The following is a 17,712-nucleotide window of genomic DNA, read 5'->3' as shown; positions in this document are numbered from 1 at the left end:
GATTTAGTCCGCGCAGCGGACCGAGGCCCCTGGTCATGGGCCGAGTCCGTGCGATAGGCCCGGCGCCACGCCCAGGCACGCGACAGGGACGCCTTCAGAGAGACAATCACGACCAGCAAACGCCCACAAACACCAGCAGCCATAAAAAATGCCACTCAGGGCTTAACTGACTGGCATTGCCCAAAAGGGGGGGGCGCTTTTGCCTTGGGGCGGCCCGGCAACAAAAATGCCGCAAGATTGATTTTTGTCATGGCATGACGATTTACGGGCGGAATCGTCACGACTGATGCATGTTGCGGCCGTATGATGCCACGATTGTATTTTCATGTTTCTTGACGGCAACGGGTCGACGTGTGCGCATGGTCGCGCAGGGGCCAGTTGTCTTCATATTCTATTTGTTCGATAATTTCAGAAATTTCTGAAGTTAAAGTAACAAAATTATGCCGCTTAGCCCTCAAACAGAACGATTCGTGCTGCATTTCGGAGAAATGGGCAGCCGCTGGGGCGTAAATCGCACCGTCGGCCAGATGTACGCCCTGCTGTTCCTGTCTCCGCAGCCCTTACATGCAGACGACATCGCCGAGGCGCTGAGTTTTTCGCGCTCGAATGTCAGCATGGGGCTCAAGGAGCTGCAGTCCTGGCGGCTCGTGAAGCTGGTCCATCGAGTCGGTGACCGGCGCGACTATTTTGAAACTCCTAAAGACGTCTGGGAGATCTTTCGCATCCTGATGGAAGAAAAGCGCAAGCGCGAAATCGATCCGACGTTGACCTTGCTGCGCGATACCTTGCTTGAACCGCCGAAAGGCGAGTCAGAGGTCTATGCCCAGCAACGCATGCAGGAAATGCTCGAACTCATCGAGCTGACGACGGGGTGGTTCGACGAGGTGCATGGCCTGCCTCCCGAAACGCTGCAACGTCTGATGCAGTTAGGGAAAAAGGTACAGAAAGCATTGGATTTTGCCGGCAAGCTGCGGGGCCGGGATTGACGTCGTGGCGTAAATAGAGAAAGTTATGAAGCTGCTTTGTAGGTTCTTATCAAGAAAGCGTGGGGTTGCCTCCGATTTCCTTGATTCCCGCGGCACACCCGCTGGGTTCATGCGCGCCGTTGAGAGTATCGTATGCAACATTCATTGCGTCGGCTGTGGTCTGCGCATGCCGTCGCGGTTCGTCGTCTGTCCGGGGAGAGCAATCCATGGTTGATCTAGACGTTGTGAACCTGTCGCGGTTTCAATTCGCCGCGACTGCGATGTACCACTTCATCTTTGTGCCGCTGACGCTAGGGCTGTCGTTCATCCTGGCCATCATGGAAAGCGTGTACGTCATGACGGGCCGGGATATCTGGCGCCGCATGACGATGTTCTGGGGCACGTTGTTCGGCATCAACTTTGCTTTGGGTGTGGCGACGGGCGTCGTGATGGAGTTCCAGTTCGGCATGAACTGGTCCTATTACAGCCATTACGTAGGCGATGTGTTCGGAGCGCCGTTAGCACTTGAAGGCCTGATGGCTTTCTTCCTCGAGGCCACGTTTGTCGGTCTGTTTTTCTTTGGCTGGAATCGTCTGTCCAAGGTCGGCCATTTGGTCGTGACCTGGCTGGTGGCGTTTGGTACTAATTTCTCGGCACTGTGGATTCTGATTGCCAATGGGTGGATGCAGAACCCGGTCGGCGCGGTGTTCAACCCCGACACCATGCGGATGGAAATGACCGATTTTGCCGCGGTCATTTTCAATCCGGTCGCTCAAGCCAAATTCGTTCATACCGTGAGCGCAGGGTATGTCGCAGGGGCGATGTTCGTCATGTCGATCAGCGCCTGGTATCTGTTGCGCCGCCGTCACGTGGATCTGGCCAAGCGTTCCATGGCCGTGGCTGCCAGCTTTGGTCTGGCCGCATCGTTGTCCGTGGTGGTGCTGGGAGACGAAAGCGGTTATCTGACCACCGAGCATCAGAAAATGAAGATCGCAGCGATAGAGGCGATGTGGCATACCGAGCCGGCGCCGGCCAGTTTCAATCTGTTTGCGATCCCCAATCAGGCCGAGCGCAAAAACGATTTCGCTATCGAGATTCCCTATGTGATGGGCATCATCGGTACTCGTTCGCTGACCACGCCGTTGCTTGGTATTGACGATCTGGTTCGCCGGGCCGAATTCCGCATTCGTGAGGGCATCGTGGCATACGAGGCGATGGAGCGTATCCGGAAAAATCCCGGCGATTCCGAAGCACGTATGGTGTTGGACAAAGGATGGCCTGATTTGGGATACGCCTTGTTGGTCAAGCGTTATCAGTCTGACCTGAGCAAGGTCACCGACGCCGATATCAAACAGGCAGCGCTGGACACCATTCCGAATGTGGCGCCGCTGTTCTGGGCTTTCCGCATCATGGTTGCGGTGGGGATGTATCTGATCGCCTTTTTTGCGGTTGCATTCTGGTTGGCATCACGCGGACGTCTGGATAGCCGCCCGGCATTGCTGAAAATCGCACTGTGGAGCTTGCCGCTGCCGTGGGTGGCGATCGAAGCCGGCTGGTTTGTCGCCGAGTATGGCCGTCAACCCTGGGTGATCGAAGGTGTCCTGCCCACCTACTATGCCGCCTCCGGGCTGACGTTTACCGATCTGGCGATCAGCTTGGGCATATTCCTGGTGCTGTACACCGTGCTGTTGATCGTGGGCGTGAAAGTCATGTTGCACGCGATTAAAGCAGGACCTAAGACCGAGGTGCCCGCCTCGCACCCCACCAAGGCCGACCCCGTGGCGGCTGCCGTTGATGCCTACTAAGCACGGAGATCGCACATGGAAACGCTGATTCCTTTCGACTACGCGACATTGCGCGTGGTGTGGTGGGGGCTGTTGGGCCTCTTGCTGATTGCTTTTGCCGTGATGGACGGCTTTGACCTGGGTATTGCGGCGTTGTTGCCGGTGGTGGCTCGCACTGATGCCGAACGCCGCGTGGTGATCAATGTGGTGGGGCCTGTCTGGGAGGGCAACCAAGTCTGGTTGATTACCGCGGGTGCTGGCGTATTCGCGGCGTGGCCGCTGTTGTACGCAGCGTCGTTTTCGGGCTTTTATCTGGCGATGATGCTGGTGCTGATCGCATTGATTGTGCGGCCGGTAGGTTTTAAGTATCGCAGCAAGATGGAAGGCACGCGCTGGCGCAATACCTGGGACCTCGTGCTTTGTGCGTCGGGAGTCGTGGCCGCTCTGGTGTTTGGGGTGGCCATGGGTAACCTGATTGTGGGTGTCCCGTTTGGTTTTGACAGCAATACGCTGCGACCGGAATATCACGGGCATTTTTATCAGCTGTTCAGTCCGTTTGCATTGTTGGCTGGGGTGTTGAGCGTGGTCATGTTGATCATGCACGGTGCTGTTGTGTTGGCGTGGCGTACTGAGGGTGCCGTGGCAGCGCGTGCGCGCCAGGCAGGCCGTATTGCAGCGGTGCTGACCGCGGCGTTGTTTGCGGCGGGCGGCTTCTGGGTCGCGAGTGGCCTGGACGGACATGTCGTCGTCAGTGCGACGAATACGCTGGCAGCATCGGATCCTGCGCTCAAAGAGGTGTCGGTTCAGGCCGGCGCGTGGATGGCCAACTTTGAAAAATGGCCCCTCGCCTGGATCGCACCGGCATTGGGTGTGGGGGGCGCATTGATCGTAGCGCTGCTGTTGAGCGTGCGGGTGAATTGGCTGACCTTTATTGTGTCGGCATTAGCGGTAGCCGGCGTCATTCTGACGGTGGGACTCGCGCTGTTCCCGTTCTTGATGCCGTCGTCGACCGCGCCGCGTTTCGGGCTGACGATATGGGATGCGTCGTCGAGTCATCTGACCTTGTGGATCATGCTGTTGGCCGTGGCGTTCTTTCTGCCCATCATCACGATCTACACCGCGTGGGTCTATCGCGTCATGCGTGGCAAGGTCACGACCGAATCGATCTCGGGTACGCCTAATTCTTATTAGTCCATCCCATTGTCTGGAGCGTAAAAGTATGTGGTATTTCTCGTGGATTCTGGGCTTGAGCTTAGCCTGTGCGTTTGGCATTTTGAACGCCATGTGGTTTGAACTGCGTGAAGGCGAGGAACACGATCCTGCCAGATTGGCCAAGGCATCTGAGCGCACGTGACCAGCACGCAGTTTGATGCTGTTGAGACGGCATCCGGTTCGGGGCCTGAGACAGACAAGCTCGCGCGTGAGCACTCGCGTTGGTTGAGTGCGCAGGCGCGTGTGCCGCGGCTGCCGCTCATCGTGGCCGTGGGGGCGCCTCTGTTGGGTGGGGCGTTGCTCTTGGTGCAGGCTTGGCTGTTGGCCCGGGTACTGGATGCGGCGATTGTCAGCCAGGCGCCTCGCAGTGCATTGCTGGGTGAGATCGCGGTGATCGTTGTCCTGATGTTGGGCCGAGCGGGCCTGGCCTGGGCCAGTGAACGGGCGGGAGCCCACGCAGCCGAAAGCATTAAGCAACGCATTCGCCTGGCCTTGTTCGATCGCCTGGTGGGCCGCGGCCCCATGTGGTCGCGGACACGGGTGTCGGGGGAATTGGCTAGCGCTATCGTCGATCAAGTCGAGGCGCTGGATGGGTTTTTCTCGCGGTATCTGCCTGCAGCGGTATCGGCGGCGATATTGCCGCTGGCATTTGCGGTGGTGCTGTTGCCGTTCGATTGGATTGCGGGGTTGTTGTTGCTCGTGACGGCGCCATTGATTCCGTTGTTCATGGCTCTGGTGGGATGGGGCGCCGAGGCAGCGAGCCGGCGGCATGTGCGTGCGTTTGCCAGGCTATCCGGATTTTTCGCCGATCGTCTGCGCGGCCTGTCCACCCTGAAACTCTACGGTCGTGCGCAAGCCGAGGCTTCGTCGGTCGCCATGGCCAGCGAGGCCGTGCGCAAGCGCACGTTATCGGTATTGCGCATTGCTTTTCTGTCGTCGGCGGTGCTGGAGTTTTTTGCGGCGTTGGGCGTCGCCGGGATGGCGGTGTATTTTGGTTTGTCGTACCTCGGGTTTCTCGATGTGCGGGCGACGCCGCTGACGCTGCAAGTCGGTTTCTTCTGTTTGTTGATGGCGCCGGAGACTTATGCGCCCTTGCGTCAATTTGCGGCGCACTATCATGATCGTGCGGCGGCGCGAGCCGCGGCTGCGCAGATTGCCGCATCGTTCGAGGGCTTGCCAGACACGTCGGCGCCGTTCGGCGATTCGGAGGTTGCCGCCGTCGAGCCGGCCGAGGTGCATGCTGCCGTTGCCTCCGATGAGGACGGCGCCACGCGTTCGCTGAGTGGCGGCTCTGGCGTGACCGTTTCCGCCGATGCCCGGGCAGTGGCGCTATTGGCCGCCACTCATGTCGCGGGTGCTTCGGCCGACACATGTGCTGCGGGTATTGCGGTGTCGGTACGCGGCTTGAGTATTCAAGCACTGGGGCGTACTTCGCCAGTGTTGGACGATGCGTCCATGGCCTTGTCTGCGGGCGAGCATATCGCTCTGATGGGGCCGAGCGGCAGCGGCAAGACGACCTTGCTGGAGGTCCTCGCTCGGTTGCGTCCCTGTGCAGAGCACATCATGCTGGATGACGTGCCGCTGGCCGAGTGGGATGAAATCGTACTGCGTGAGCGTGTGGCCTTGATCGGTCAGCGGCCCTTTTTGTTTGCGGCCAGTATTGCAGACAACATCCGTTTGGGGCGGCCGCAGGCAACCGACGAACAAGTTCTTGAGGCCGCCCGGCGCGCCTGCGTCATGACGTTCGCCGAGCCGTTGCGTGAGGGGTTGGATACGATGCTGGGGCCTCGCGGCCGCGGCTTGTCGGGCGGGCAGGCGCAGCGCGTGGCGCTGGCGCGCTTGTTTCTGCGAGATCCCGGGCTGATCTTGCTGGACGAGCCCACGGCCTCTCTCGATGAGGCAACGCAGTCTCAGGTCCTGGACGAGATCCTGGCATTTGCACGCGGACGAACATTGTTGCTGGCAACGCATGCTTGCGCCGTGGCGCAGCGTTTGCCGCGCACGATCCGGCTGGTCAACGGCAAATTGGAGCCGGCATGACAGCATTGCTGCGTTTGCTGCCGCCCTTATATCGCCGTCGTTTGGGAGCGCTGCTGGGAACGCTGTTTCTGGCGTTGCTCACCATTGCAGCCGGTGTCGGTTTGCTCGGGGTGTCCGGTTGGTTTCTCAGCGCTGCGGCCTTGGCCGGCGCAGGCTCTGTTTTTAATCTTTTTGTCCCGTCTGCGTTGGTGCGCTTGCTGTCGTTCGTGCGTATCGCGGCGCGTTACGCAGAGCGATTGGTCGGGCATGCTGCCACGCTGCGTTTATTGACGGATTTGCGCAGCCGCGTGTTCGAGGCGCTGGTGCGTTTGACGCCGCGTCAGCTGGGACGCTATCGCGATGGCGATCTGGTGACTCGCCTGACAGGAGACGTGGACGCGCTGGATACGGTGTTCTTGCATGTGCTGACACCGATGCTCACCTCTGCGATCGCTGCCGCTGTGTTGGCGGTGGTGGTGGGCGTCTGGGTGCCGGCGGCCGGGTGGGTATTGGCCGGCGCGATGTTGATGGCATGTGTGGCGCTGCCTGTGTGGCAGGCCCGTGCTGCACGCTTGCCAGGTTTAGCGATCCAGGAAAGTCAGGCGGCGTTGCGTGCAATGGCGTTAGAGACTGTGGAAAGCCACGCTGATGTCGTGGCGCTGTCGGCTGTCGATCAAGTACGGACCGGCTTCATGTCGCAGTGTGCGGATATGACGCGCGCGCGCAAGGCGCAGGTGCGTATTGCCGCCAATGGAGCATGGGCCTTGCAGGTTTTGGCAGGGCTTTGTGTATTGGCGATCTTGTGGTTTGGCCTGGACGAGCTCAGCCGGCAGCGTCTGAGCGGACCGTTATTGGCAGGATTGCTGTTGGCGGTGATTGGCATTTTTGAAGTGGCTGGGCCGTTGATGCGAGGGGCTGCGCGGCTGGGTGGAGCGGTAGCGGCGGCACAGCGTATTCAGGCGGTGGTCGAACAAGCGCCGGACCAAGCTGATCCAGGCCGGCCTATGCCATTGCCCCAGCGGGGCGCGATCGAGTTTGACCAGGTGTCCTTTGCCTATTCCGCGGCCGTTGGCACGTTGGGACCGTTGGTGTTGAATGCCGTCAGTCTGCGCATCGAGCCTGGTGAACGTGTGGCGATTACCGGGCCGAGCGGCTCGGGTAAATCCACGCTGTTGCAACTATTGCTGCGACTGGAGGACCCCTTATCCGGTTGTGTTCGTTTCGGAGGGATCGATCTGCGCAACGCCTCGTTGGCTGACGTGCATCGCCGCATCGCCTGGCTTGCCCAGGATGCGCCTGTTTTTCTGGGCACACTGCGGACCAATTTATTGATTGGTGATTCGCAGGCAGACGATCCCATGCTATGGGCAGCCTTGGATGCCGCTCGGCTGGGGAATTTCGTGCGCAGTCTGCCCGACGGCTTGGACACCTGGGTGGGGGAAACGGGCGCGAGTTTATCGGTGGGGCAGGCGCGGCGGCTGTGTCTGGCTCGGGCGTTGTTGACGTCTTGTCCTGTCCTCGCCTTGGACGAGCCGACGGCGGGCCTGGACGAAGCCGCCCAGGCGGCATTCTTTAACGATCTGGCTCACGCCACCGCGGGACGTACGGTGGTGCTGGTGACGCATGCCGCACTGCCGCAGGGCGCGGTTGACCGACGTCTGATTTTGCGTGATGGTTGTCTGAACGTTTCTGTTCTGGCTTAACCGCATCGGCGCGGTTATAGTTCGCCTTGCTTCAATTTCCCCCGGGGTAGGCCCATGCAGACTGACACCGTCGAGCTCATTCGACGCACTATCCGAAGCATCCCGGACTGGCCTCGCCCGGGCGTGGTGTTCCGCGACATTACGCCGTTGTTACAGGACCCGCGCACTTTCCGTGTCTTGATCGATCTGTTTGTCTATCGCTATATGCGGCAGCGCCTGGATTTGGTTGCGGGCGTCGACGCGCGCGGCTTCATTATTGGCAGTGTGCTGGCCTATGAGCTGAACCTGGGCTTTGTGCCTGTGCGCAAGAGCGGCAAGCTGCCGTATCGCACCGTGGCCGAGGAATATTCGCTCGAATACGGCAATTCGTCGGTGGAAATCCATACGGATGCGGTTCGTACCGGCCAGAGAGTGCTGCTGGTGGATGACCTGATCGCTACGGGCGGCACGATGCTGGCCGCGGTCAAGTTACTGCAGCGTCTCGGCGCGAACGTCGTCGAGGCTGCCGCGATTATCGATTTGCCGGAGCTGGGCGGCTCGGGGAAGATCGCCACGACGGGCACGCCCTTGTTTACGGTATGTAGTTACGATAGCGCCGAGTGACGCCGCTGCCTCAAGCGGCGTCCGGGATCGCCCACGAGCCCGGATCGGTCAGGCGCGGCTGGATAAAGTCCAGGAATGCTCGCGTTTTGGCGGGGATGGTACGCGAGGGCAAGAGGGCGAATAGCGGAATCGGGGTCAAGGCCCAGTCGGGCAATACCGGCACGAGCCCTTTGTTTTGAATCGGCTGGCCGATGGTGTCGAAATATAGCAGCGGGGCAATCCCCAGCCCCTGACCCGCCAGACGCGACAGCATGCTGACGTTATTGGCGGCGAGGCGTCCGGACACGGCGACACGTTCGACCTTGTCGCCCGAATGCAGCACCCAATAAGAATAGGCTTCGCTCATTGCTGGACGAAGGCATTCGTGATGCCCCAGATCGGCGGGCGAGCGCGGCGTGCCGTGCAAAGCCAGATACTGCGGCGAGGCATACAAACGGTGCTCCAGCAGCACGATCTGGCGTGCGACCAGATTGGAGTCGGGTTGCCGGCCAAAACGCAGCACGAGATCAAAGGGGTTGCTGATCGGATCGATCGGCTGCATGTTCAGATCAAAATCGCACTCGATATCCGGGTACTGGGCACGAAAGCCCTGGATCACCGCGGGCAAGAATAGCTGTGCCAGGCTCGAAGGCATCGAAACCCGCAGACGTCCTTTGGGCTGCGCAGCCATGTCCAGCAATTGATCATGAGCGACGCGGACCTCTTCGATAATGGGCCGGCAGCGTTCAAAGTACATGAGGCCGGCTTCGGTTAGATCGATGCGCCGGGTGCTGCGATTGAGCAGCTTCATGCCGATATTGTGCTCGAGATCGCTGACGCGCCTCGACAGCGTCGATGCGGGTATGTTGAGCGCCTCGGCGGCATGGCTGAAATTTTTGCGCTTGGCGACTTCGACAAACAACGCGATGTCGTTTAGCTGGATATCCATGTGATTCTGTATGTTGCGTGCTGGATATAGACAATATCCCAACACTACCAATAATGTATGCAGCAAAAATGGAAAAAACTGTTCCGTTTGCTGGAATAACGCTCGTCGCAACGCGGGGGAAGCCGTGATATGCAGGCGAAGCGCCCTTGATAGGACGCTGATGGTGGACAAACGTTCCTGGTGGACCTGTAATTAGGACGGGTCCGGTGTTCAATAGTGTGAGGGGGGCAGGTGCCCGCTGGATGCGGCATAGCGGTGATGAAAGATGATGGCGTGGATGAGACGGCAGGCTTTCATTAACCATCACTCATTAGTAATAGGGCGTGTGCCGAGTTCGTGTCACACTCGGCCAAGTCGACGCGGGGCTGAGCTGGGTAGCCGCGGCGTGCAGTCTGGCGCCGTCCATAATGAGCCACCTGTGGCGAATGTTGTTCAAATGCAACGTTGCTTATTAGCAAATGCTCACAGGCACCGTGATGAATTGAGGATGGGGAGCTGACACAAAATCCCCGTCCTGCCTGGGGATTCCGTCGATTGTTGCGTCGCAAGTCATGGTTTACCCGCATTTATGGAAAACAGCTCTCCAAATTTGTGGTTAATCCCTATTGCTCAAGGAAAGATACTTCTAAACGTACATGCGTCGTCCGACGTTGCCGCTGGCATAAAGCGGGTCACGCATGCCCTTTCCTGTCACATCGCTTTAGGAAATCATGATGAAAAAAACGCTACTGGCCGTTGCGCTGGCCGCCGGCTTCGCAGGCGTGGCTCAAGCCGAAACCTCGGTTACGCTGTACGGCCTGATTGACGCAGGTATCGGTTACAACCAAGTCAAGGGCGCGAATGGCGACAAAGCCAGCCGTATCGGCGCTGTGGACGGCGTGAACAGTGGTTCGCGTTTCGGTCTGCGCGGTTCGGAAGACCTGGGCGATGGCCTGAAGGCGGTCTTCACTCTGGAAGGCGGTTTCTCGCCCAACAACGGTAATTCGTCGCAAGGCGGCCGTCTGTTTGGCCGTCAAGCCACTGTCGGTCTGCAAAGCGACAGCTGGGGTCAACTGGACTTCGGCCGTCAAACCAACTTGGCTTCCAAGTACTTCGCTGGTATCGATCCCTCGGGCATCAGCTACGACCAAGCCACCATGGGTACATCGTTCAGCTCGGCTAACACCGTTCGTCTGGACAACATGGTGTTGTACCAAACCCCGTCGTTCTCGGGCTTCAAGTTCGGCGTTGGCTATTCGTTCAACGCTGACGACAATGCTGACACCGGCGGCGGTTTCCGTACCAACGAAAACAACCGTGTGTTGACCGTTGGTGCTCGCTACCAGAACGGCCCCTTGGATGTGGCTTTGTCGTATGACAACTTCCGTCCGGACAGCGGCCGTGTCAAGGGTCAATACGACACCGATAAGGTCCAGTCGTACATCCTCGGCGCTGCTTATGACTTCGAAGTGGTCAAGGTCTCGGCTGCTTTCGGTCAAACGTTCGGCGGCTGGTTCGTCGGCACGAGCATTGATGGCTTGAGCGACGTAGACGGCACGGGCCTCGGCAGCTGGAAAATCGCTGACGGCTCGCGCGTTAACTCCTACCTGCTGGGCATCAGTGCTCCGATCGGTGGCGCCAGCAACATCTGGGCCTCCTGGCAGCGCGCTGACGTCAACAACAGCCGTCTGGCTGGCGACGACGCCACGAGCAACACGTTCAGCCTCGGTTACACCTATGATCTGAGCAAGCGTACCAACCTGTACGCAATGGGTTCGTACGGCGACAACTGGGCATTCCAAGAAGACCAGCGCAGCACCGCTGTGGCAGTCGGCTTGCGTCACCGCTTCTAAGTACCTCACACGTCCCGGCGCGGGTTGACGAATGTATGGTCTTCTCCGTTATCCATCGAGTGACAACTGACCCCGCGAAGGTTTGCGCCGGGCGTGTGTAGTACCTAGATAGGGGGCCTCTTCGGGGNCCCCCACTTTTTTGGAGCGTGGCATTGTGNCGGCGGCCGCTGGCCAGTCGAGGCGCCAGCGTAATGCCAACGCTACAGCAAAACGGCCCAGGGCATTGCCCTGGGCCGTTCTCGCGAAAACGATGTCGGGGCGGTTACAGGAACAGCCTATAGGCGGGATTGTCCGTTTCGTTCCAATGGGGGTAGCCGAGCTCCGATACAAAGGTCTTGAACTGTTTTTTGTCCGAGGGCGGGACCTGGATGCCTATCAGGATGCGGCCGTAGTCGGCGCCCTGATTGCGGTAATGGAACAGGCTGATGTTCCAGTCTGGATTCATCGCATTCAAAAAGCGCATCAGCGCGCCCGGACGTTCCGGGAATTCAAAGCGATACAGCAGCTCGTTGCTGGCCAGGGCAGAGTGCCCGCCCACCATGTGGCGCAAGTGCGTCTTGGCCATTTCATCATGGGTCAGGTCCAGGGTATCAAAACCATGGCGGCGGAAGTTTGCCGCGATTTTGTCGGGCTCGGCAGGCGAATTGATTTGAACGCCGACAAAGACATGGGCGCGCTGGGCGTCGGATATGCGGTAGTTGAACTCGGTGACGCTGCGGTTACCCACCAGCTCACAGAACCTGCGGAAACTGCCGCGTTGTTCGGGCATGGTCACGGCAAAGACGGCCTCGCGCATTTCGCCGACCTCGGCACGCTCGGCGACAAAGCGCAGGCGGTCGAAGTTCATATTGGCGCCGCACGCGACGGCGACGAGGGTTTTGCCCTTGAGCTTGTGCTCGGCCGCGTACTGTTTGGCACCCGCGACGGCCATGGCGCCAGCGGGCTCGAGCACGCTGCGAGTATCCGTAAACACATCTTTGATGGCTGCGCAGATCGCGTCGGTATCGACCACCACGAAATCGTCTACGTATTTGCGCGTCAGGCGGAACGTCTCTGCTCCCACCATCTTGACTGCCGTGCCATCGGAAAACAGGCCGACGTCATTGAGCTGCACGCGCCGCCCGGCGCGCACGCTGCGCAGCATGGCGTCCGAATCCTCGGTCTGGACGCCAATGATTTTGATCTCGGGCCGCAACTGTTTGATATAGGCGGCGATGCCCGACACCAGCCCGCCACCGCCGATCGCGACAAAAATCGCATCGATGGGGCCGGGGTGCTGGCGCAAGATCTCCATGCCCACCGTGCCTTGGCCGGCGATGACATCCGGGTCGTCAAAGGGGTGCACGAAGGTGAGTTTTTCCTTCTTTTCCAGCGTCAGCGCGTGGGCGTAAGCATCAGAAAAGCTTTCGCCCGCCAGGACGACTTCGCCCCCCAGGCTGCGCACAGCGTCGATCTTGACCTGCGGGCTGGTGGTCGGCATGACGATGACTGCACGGCATCCGAGCCGGCGGGCCGACAGGGCGACGCCCTGCGCATGATTGCCCGCGGACGCCGCGATCACGCCGCGATTGCGGGCCGCCGGGCTCAGGTTGGCCATCTTGTTGTACGCCCCGCGCAGCTTGAAGCTGAACACTGCCTGAGTATCTTCACGCTTGAGCAGAATCGTGTTCGAAATTCGCTGGGACAACTGAGTGGCGGTTTCGAGGGGGGATTCGACAGCGACGTCGTAGACCTTGGAGGTCAGGATGCGTTTTAGATAATCGTCAGACATGATGGCGTAAAGGCCGGGTGAGAGAAATAAGGCGTGGGCCAGATTACCACAGCGTCCGGCGCGACTTTGCCGTCCGGGCTACACTGCCGCCCATCCGGTACCGGTTGAAGGATTCCGTGGCGTCATGGAACAAAGTCTACTGAGTGCGGTGCATTGGTTATTAGCGGTCTTGGCACTGCCAAAAATCGGTTTGCCCGCCATCTTTTTGATCAGCCTGATCTCGGCGACGCTGTTGCCTTTGGGATCGGAGCCGGCCGTTTTCGGGTTTGTGAAGCTGGCCCCCGATATGTTTTGGCCGGCGGTCTTGGTGGCGACAGTGGGTAACACCGTCGGCGGCGCGATCAGCTACGCCATGGGGCTGGGCGCGCACCGGGCCTTGGAACGCTGGCGCGAGAAGCATCCCCACACGTCGCCGGAGGCTGGCGAGCCGGTCATGGACAAGAATATGCGCAGCCGCTGGCATCAGTACGCCCAGCAATGGTTGCATCGTATGGGACCGCCCGCCCTGCTGTTATCCTGGTTGCCCGCTGTCGGCGACCCCTTATGTGCGGTGGCCGGGTGGCTGCGTCTGGCATTCTGGCCCTGCGTGCTGTACATGGCCATTGGGAAATTGGCTCGCTACACGGTGATGACCGCAGGCCTGTTATGGTTTTTCCCGCAGCCGGTGTAGTGCTGTCAGGTGGTCAGCTACATATTCAAGCCTGTCTTAACTCGTTGGGGTATATGCGTTTTTCTCGCATTACGCCGTTTCGCCCAGGGGTTGGGAACTGCGGTTTTTCTGGACGCGTCAGCACGCCGCAGGGCAATTTCTGCGCAATGTCATAAAATGATTCTTTAAGGGCCTACTCCCCGTCTTTTCATGAACGCCCCCCTCGCCAGCCAAATCCTCTCCGAGGCGATTCCGCCCGCAGCTACTGCGCGTTTGCGCGAAATTCCGTACAACTATACGTCGTTCTCCGATCGCGAGATCGTTGGCCGTCTGTTAGGCGAAGACGCCTGGCAATGGCTCTGCGATCTACGTGGCGAACGCCGCACAGGCCGGTCCGCACGGATGCTGTACGAGGTGTTGGGCGATATCTGGGTGGTACGCCGCAATCCCTATTTGCAGGACGACCTGCTCGACAATCCAAAGCGGCGCAAGCTGTTGATCGACGCGCTGCATCATCGTCTGAGCGAAATCGACAAGCGTCGCGAGCCGGACTCGCCCACCGAGGCTGGCCACGATCCGCAGCGCGATAGCAAAGTCGTCGAGCTGTTGGCTCGCGCGCGCTCGGCCATCGCAGCGTTCGAGAGCGAGTTCGACCAAACCCAGCACCTGCGCAAGCAAGCCCAGAAGGTGCTGGGCCGCATCACGGCCAAAGACAATATCAAGTTCGATGGCCTGTCGCGGGTGTCTCACGTGACCGACGCGACCGACTGGCGTGTCGAATATCCCTTTGTCGTATTGACCCCGGACAACGAGTCCGAGATCGCTGCCCTGGTGCGCGCCTGTATTGAGCTGGGCCTGACCATCATCCCTCGCGGCGGTGGCACCGGTTATACCGGTGGGGCGATTCCATTGACCTGGAAATCGGCGGTCATCAATACCGAGAAATTCGACACGCTGGGTGCGGTCGAGTCCTGTATCTTGCCCGGCCTGACCGAGCCCGCGGCCGTGGTGTTTGCCGGGGCAGGGGTTGTGACCAAGCGCGTGGCCGAGGCTGCGGAGCAGGCGGGATTCGTGTTCGCGGTAGATCCCACCTCGGCTGAGGCCTCCTGCGTGGGCGGCAACATCGCCATGAACGCCGGCGGCAAAAAGGCCGTGCTCTGGGGCACTGCCCTGGACAATCTGGCCTGGTGGCGCATGGTCGATCCCAACGGCAATTGGCTGGAAGTCACGCGCCTGGATCACAACCTGGGCAAAATCCACGATGTCGAGACGGCGCGGTTCGAGCTGAAATGGTTCGACGGCAGCGGCCAGCCTGGCGAAAAGCTGCTCAAGACAGAATTACTCGAAATCGCGGGCCGGGTGTTCCGCAAAGAAGGCCTGGGCAAAGACGTTACCGATAAATTCTTGGCGGGTCTGCCGGGCGTGCAAAAAGAGGGTTGCGATGGCCTGATCACGTCGGCGCGGTGGGTGCTGCATCGCATGCCGCGTCATACGCGCACGGTCTGTATGGAGTTTTTCGGACAGGCCCGGGATGCGATTCCGTCGATCGTCGAGGTCAAGGATTACTTGGACGGCGAGGGTCGTGCACGCGGCGCCATCCTGGCGGGTCTGGAGCACCTGGACGAGCGCTATCTACGCGCGGTGGGCTACGCGACCAAGAGCAAACGCGGCACGCTGCCGAAAATGGTGTTGATTGGCGACATCGTCGGTGACGATGAGGACGCGGTGGCGGTTGCTGCCAGTGAGGTCGTGCGTCTGGCCAATACGCGCCACGGCGAGGGCTTTGTCGCCGTCAGTGCCGAGGCGCGCAAGAAATTCTGGCTCGACCGTTCACGTACGGCGGCGATTGCCCGTCATACCAATGCGTTCAAGATCAACGAAGACGTGGTGATTCCGTTGTCGCGCATGGGCGAATATACGGATCACATCGAGCGCATCAACATCGAACTGTCGACGCGCAACAAGCTCAAGCTGCTGAATGCGTTGGATGCTTATCTGTCCGAGCCCTTGCCGGTGGGCAAGGCCGAGGACGAGGATGATGAGCTCACGCGTACGCATACGTTGGCCGAGCGCACCAGCCATGCAATGGAAGTGTTGGCCGAGGTGCGTGGACGTTGGCAATGGCTGCTGGATAATCTCGACTTGCCGCTGCGCCAGGCGTTGCCGGATCTGGCCAGTGTGGGCATGACGCCCTTGCAGGGTGCGCTGTCCGATCGTGTCGCCGCGCAGCCCGATGCGCGCCTCTTTGATGTGGTGCAGGATCGCACGATACGCGTGTCCTGGAAAACCGAGGTCCTGGCGCCGCTGCAGAACGTTTTTTCGGGTGCTACGGGTACGCACATTGTGGACGAACTCAAGGCCATACACGCTCGCGTGCTAAAGGGTCGAGTGTTCGTTGCGCTGCATATGCATGCGGGCGATGGCAACGTGCACACCAACATCCCGGTCAACTCCGACGACTATGAGATGCTGACCGAGGCCCACCAGGCAGTGGATCGCATCATGCAGATCGCGAGGGACCTGGATGGCGTGATTTCGGGTGAGCACGGCATTGGGCTGACCAAGTATGAGTTCCTGACCGAGGCCGAGTTGGCGCCATTCCAGGAATACAAGCGCCGTGTCGACCCGCGCGGGCATTTCAACGCCGGCAAACTGATGCCAGGTGCAGATTTGCGCCATGCCTGGACGCCCAGTTTCAGTTTGATGGGGCATGAGTCGCTGATCATGCAGCAGAGCGATATCGGTGCGATTTCCGCATCGGTCAAAGACTGCCTGCGCTGCGGCAAATGCAAGCCCGTCTGCGCCACGCATGTGCCGCGGGCCAATCTGCTGTATTCGCCTCGCAACAAGATCCTGGCCACGTCGCTGCTGGTCGAAGCGTTCCTCTACGAGGAGCAGACTCGTCGCGGCGTCAGCCTCAAACACTGGGAAGAGTTCGAGGATGTCGCCGATCACTGCACGGTATGCCACAAGTGCTACAACCCCTGTCCGGTGGATATCGATTTTGGCGACGTGTCGATGAACATGCGTGCGCTGCTGCGACGGATGGGGCGCAAGTCTTTTAATCCGGGCACGGCGGCAGCTATGTTCTTCTTGAATGCGAAAGACCCGGCCACGATTAATGCGACGCGCAAGGCCATGGTGGGCGTAGGATACAAGGCGCAGCGCCTGGCCAATGATGTGTTGTCGTCGTTTGCGCGCAAGCAGACCGCGCATCCGCCCGCTACGGTAGGCAAGCCGCCGCTGCGTGAACAGATCGTGCATTTCGTCAACAAGAAAATGCCGGGCGGATTGCCCAAGCAAAGCGCACGCAAGCTGCTCGACATCGAAGACGCCAATTACGTGCCCATCATTCGTGATCCCAAGACCACGTCGGCGGATACCGAGGCGGTGTTCTATTTCCCGGGTTGCGGGTCGGAGCGTTTGTTTTCGCAGGTAGGTCTGGCCACGCAAGCCATGCTCTGGCACGCAGGCGTGCAGACTGTCTTGCCGCCAGGCTACCTATGCTGCGGCTATCCGCAGCGTGGCAACGGTATGAACGACAAGGCCGAGCAGATCATCACGGATAACCGGGTGCTGTTCCATCGGGTCGCGAATACGTTGAACTACCTGGACATCAAGACGGTCGTGGTGAGCTGCGGGACGTGTTATGACCAGCTGGCAGGCTATGAATTCGAAAAGATCTTTCCGGGCTGCCGTCTGATCGATATTCACGAATATCTGCTGGAAAAGGGCATCAAGCTCGATGGCATTACCGGTACTCGCTACATGTACCACGATCCTTGCCACACGCCGATGAAGCTGCAGGATCCGATGAAGACCGTGCGTTCGCTCGTGGGCGATGGGGCGATCAAGACGGATCGTTGCTGTGGCGAGTCGGGGACCTTGGCTGTGACGCGTCCTGATGTGTCTACTCAGGTGCGTTTCCGCAAGCAAGAGGAACTGCTTAAAAACCAGAATACCTTGCGTCAGGATGGATATACCGGGGATATCAAAGTACTGACATCTTGTCCGTCGTGTCTGCAAGGCTTGTCGCGCTATGAGGGCGATACGGCTATGGATGCGGATTACATCGTTGTTGAGATGGCGCGGAATATTTTGGGTGAGCAGTGGATGGAGGAGTATGTTAGGCGGGCTAACTCGGGGGGGATTGAACGGGTGCTCGTGTAGGGTGTGGTGCTTCGGAGGCGGTAGGAGTTCTGTTGGTCGTCGAGCCGAGGCAATCGGCCCGGCCGGGCTTCACAAA

12 protein-coding genes are annotated in these 17,712 nt (G+C 59.7%); 10 read left to right on the top strand and 2 right to left on the bottom strand.

Annotation, left to right across the window (positions count from 1 at the left end):
- The first annotated feature begins 440 nt into the window (after window positions 1-440).
- The 7 genes from ACNA0J_RS24530 to ACNA0J_RS24500 all read left to right on the top strand — a co-directional run bounded on the left by ACNA0J_RS24530 (window position 441) and on the right by ACNA0J_RS24500 (window position 8,286).
- The gene (locus tag ACNA0J_RS24530; protein WP_415821514.1) at window positions 441-986 is read left to right on the top strand and encodes a GbsR/MarR family transcriptional regulator; all 546 of its coding nucleotides are present in this window, start codon (window positions 441-443) and stop codon (window positions 984-986) included.
- A 206-nt stretch (window positions 987-1,192) separates the two neighbouring features.
- Window positions 1,193-2,770 carry a cytochrome ubiquinol oxidase subunit I gene (locus tag ACNA0J_RS24525; RefSeq protein ID WP_415821512.1) on the top strand — a complete coding sequence of 526 codons (1,578 nt, stop codon included), beginning with the start codon at window positions 1,193-1,195 and terminating at the stop codon, window positions 2,768-2,770.
- 15 nt (window positions 2,771-2,785) lie between these two features.
- On the top strand, window positions 2,786-3,940 hold the full coding sequence (gene cydB, locus ACNA0J_RS24520) for a cytochrome d ubiquinol oxidase subunit II (protein ID WP_415821511.1): 1,155 nt from the start codon (window positions 2,786-2,788) through the stop codon (window positions 3,938-3,940).
- Window positions 3,941-3,968: 28 nt separating this feature from the next.
- Complete coding sequence (gene cydX / locus ACNA0J_RS24515) at window positions 3,969-4,103, top strand: cytochrome bd-I oxidase subunit CydX (protein ID WP_415821510.1); 135 nt, start codon at window positions 3,969-3,971, stop codon at window positions 4,101-4,103.
- On the top strand, window positions 4,100-6,001 hold the full coding sequence (cydD, locus tag ACNA0J_RS24510) for a thiol reductant ABC exporter subunit CydD (RefSeq protein WP_415821509.1): 1,902 nt from the start codon (window positions 4,100-4,102) through the stop codon (window positions 5,999-6,001). The genes cydX and cydD overlap by 4 nt, the downstream gene beginning before the upstream one ends.
- A complete protein-coding gene (gene cydC, locus ACNA0J_RS24505) occupies window positions 5,998-7,683 on the top strand; it encodes a thiol reductant ABC exporter subunit CydC (protein ID WP_415821508.1) in 1,686 nt (561 codons plus the stop codon). The genes cydD and cydC overlap by 4 nt, the downstream gene beginning before the upstream one ends.
- A gap of 54 nt (window positions 7,684-7,737) precedes the next feature.
- On the top strand, window positions 7,738-8,286 hold the full coding sequence (locus ACNA0J_RS24500) for an adenine phosphoribosyltransferase (RefSeq protein WP_415821507.1): 549 nt from the start codon (window positions 7,738-7,740) through the stop codon (window positions 8,284-8,286).
- A gap of 10 nt (window positions 8,287-8,296) precedes the next feature.
- Here ACNA0J_RS24500 and ACNA0J_RS24495 read toward each other — a convergent pair whose 3' ends face one another.
- Window positions 8,297-9,214, bottom strand: coding sequence for a LysR family transcriptional regulator (locus ACNA0J_RS24495; RefSeq protein WP_415821506.1), 918 nt, complete (start codon window positions 9,212-9,214; stop codon window positions 8,297-8,299).
- 713 nt (window positions 9,215-9,927) lie between these two features.
- Between ACNA0J_RS24495 and ACNA0J_RS24490 the strand changes: the two genes are divergently transcribed.
- On the top strand, window positions 9,928-11,046 hold the full coding sequence (locus ACNA0J_RS24490; protein WP_415821505.1) for a porin: 1,119 nt from the start codon (window positions 9,928-9,930) through the stop codon (window positions 11,044-11,046).
- Between the two features lie 262 nt (window positions 11,047-11,308).
- On the opposite strand, the gene ilvA is transcribed toward ACNA0J_RS24490, so the two are convergent.
- On the bottom strand, window positions 11,309-12,817 hold the full coding sequence (ilvA, locus tag ACNA0J_RS24485) for a threonine ammonia-lyase, biosynthetic (RefSeq protein WP_415821504.1): 1,509 nt from the start codon (window positions 12,815-12,817) through the stop codon (window positions 11,309-11,311).
- A gap of 124 nt (window positions 12,818-12,941) precedes the next feature.
- Between ilvA and ACNA0J_RS24480 the strand changes: the two genes are divergently transcribed.
- Entirely contained in the window at window positions 12,942-13,487 is a 546-nt protein-coding gene (locus tag ACNA0J_RS24480; RefSeq protein WP_415821503.1) for a YqaA family protein, read from the top strand.
- A 189-nt stretch (window positions 13,488-13,676) separates the two neighbouring features.
- On the top strand, window positions 13,677-17,636 hold the full coding sequence (locus ACNA0J_RS24475) for a DUF3683 domain-containing protein (protein ID WP_415821502.1): 3,960 nt from the start codon (window positions 13,677-13,679) through the stop codon (window positions 17,634-17,636).
- Window positions 17,637-17,712: the final 76 nt, after the last annotated feature.

The organism is Bordetella tumbae, assembly GCF_965139195.1.
GTDB classification, from domain to species: Bacteria; Pseudomonadota; Gammaproteobacteria; order Burkholderiales; family Burkholderiaceae_B; genus Bordetella_A; species Bordetella_A tumbae.
The sequence above is the reverse complement of the archived record's forward strand: the minus strand, read 5'-3'. Positions and strand labels throughout refer to the sequence as shown.

Coding starts and splice junctions, on each gene's coding strand:
- ACNA0J_RS24530 (WP_415821514.1), top strand. CDS start 441: ATGCCGCTTAGCCCTCAAACAGAACGATTCGTGCTGCATTTCGGAGAA.
- ACNA0J_RS24525 (WP_415821512.1), top strand. CDS start 1,193: ATGGTTGATCTAGACGTTGTGAACCTGTCGCGGTTTCAATTCGCCGCG.
- cydB (WP_415821511.1), top strand. CDS start 2,786: ATGGAAACGCTGATTCCTTTCGACTACGCGACATTGCGCGTGGTGTGG.
- cydX (WP_415821510.1), top strand. CDS start 3,969: ATGTGGTATTTCTCGTGGATTCTGGGCTTGAGCTTAGCCTGTGCGTTT.
- cydC (WP_415821508.1), top strand. CDS start 5,998: ATGACAGCATTGCTGCGTTTGCTGCCGCCCTTATATCGCCGTCGTTTG.
- ACNA0J_RS24500 (WP_415821507.1), top strand. CDS start 7,738: ATGCAGACTGACACCGTCGAGCTCATTCGACGCACTATCCGAAGCATC.
- ACNA0J_RS24495 (WP_415821506.1), bottom strand. CDS start 9,214: ATGGATATCCAGCTAAACGACATCGCGTTGTTTGTCGAAGTCGCCAAG.
- ACNA0J_RS24490 (WP_415821505.1), top strand. CDS start 9,928: ATGAAAAAAACGCTACTGGCCGTTGCGCTGGCCGCCGGCTTCGCAGGC.
- ilvA (WP_415821504.1), bottom strand. CDS start 12,817: ATGTCTGACGATTATCTAAAACGCATCCTGACCTCCAAGGTCTACGAC.
- ACNA0J_RS24480 (WP_415821503.1), top strand. CDS start 12,942: ATGGAACAAAGTCTACTGAGTGCGGTGCATTGGTTATTAGCGGTCTTG.
- ACNA0J_RS24475 (WP_415821502.1), top strand. CDS start 13,677: ATGAACGCCCCCCTCGCCAGCCAAATCCTCTCCGAGGCGATTCCGCCC.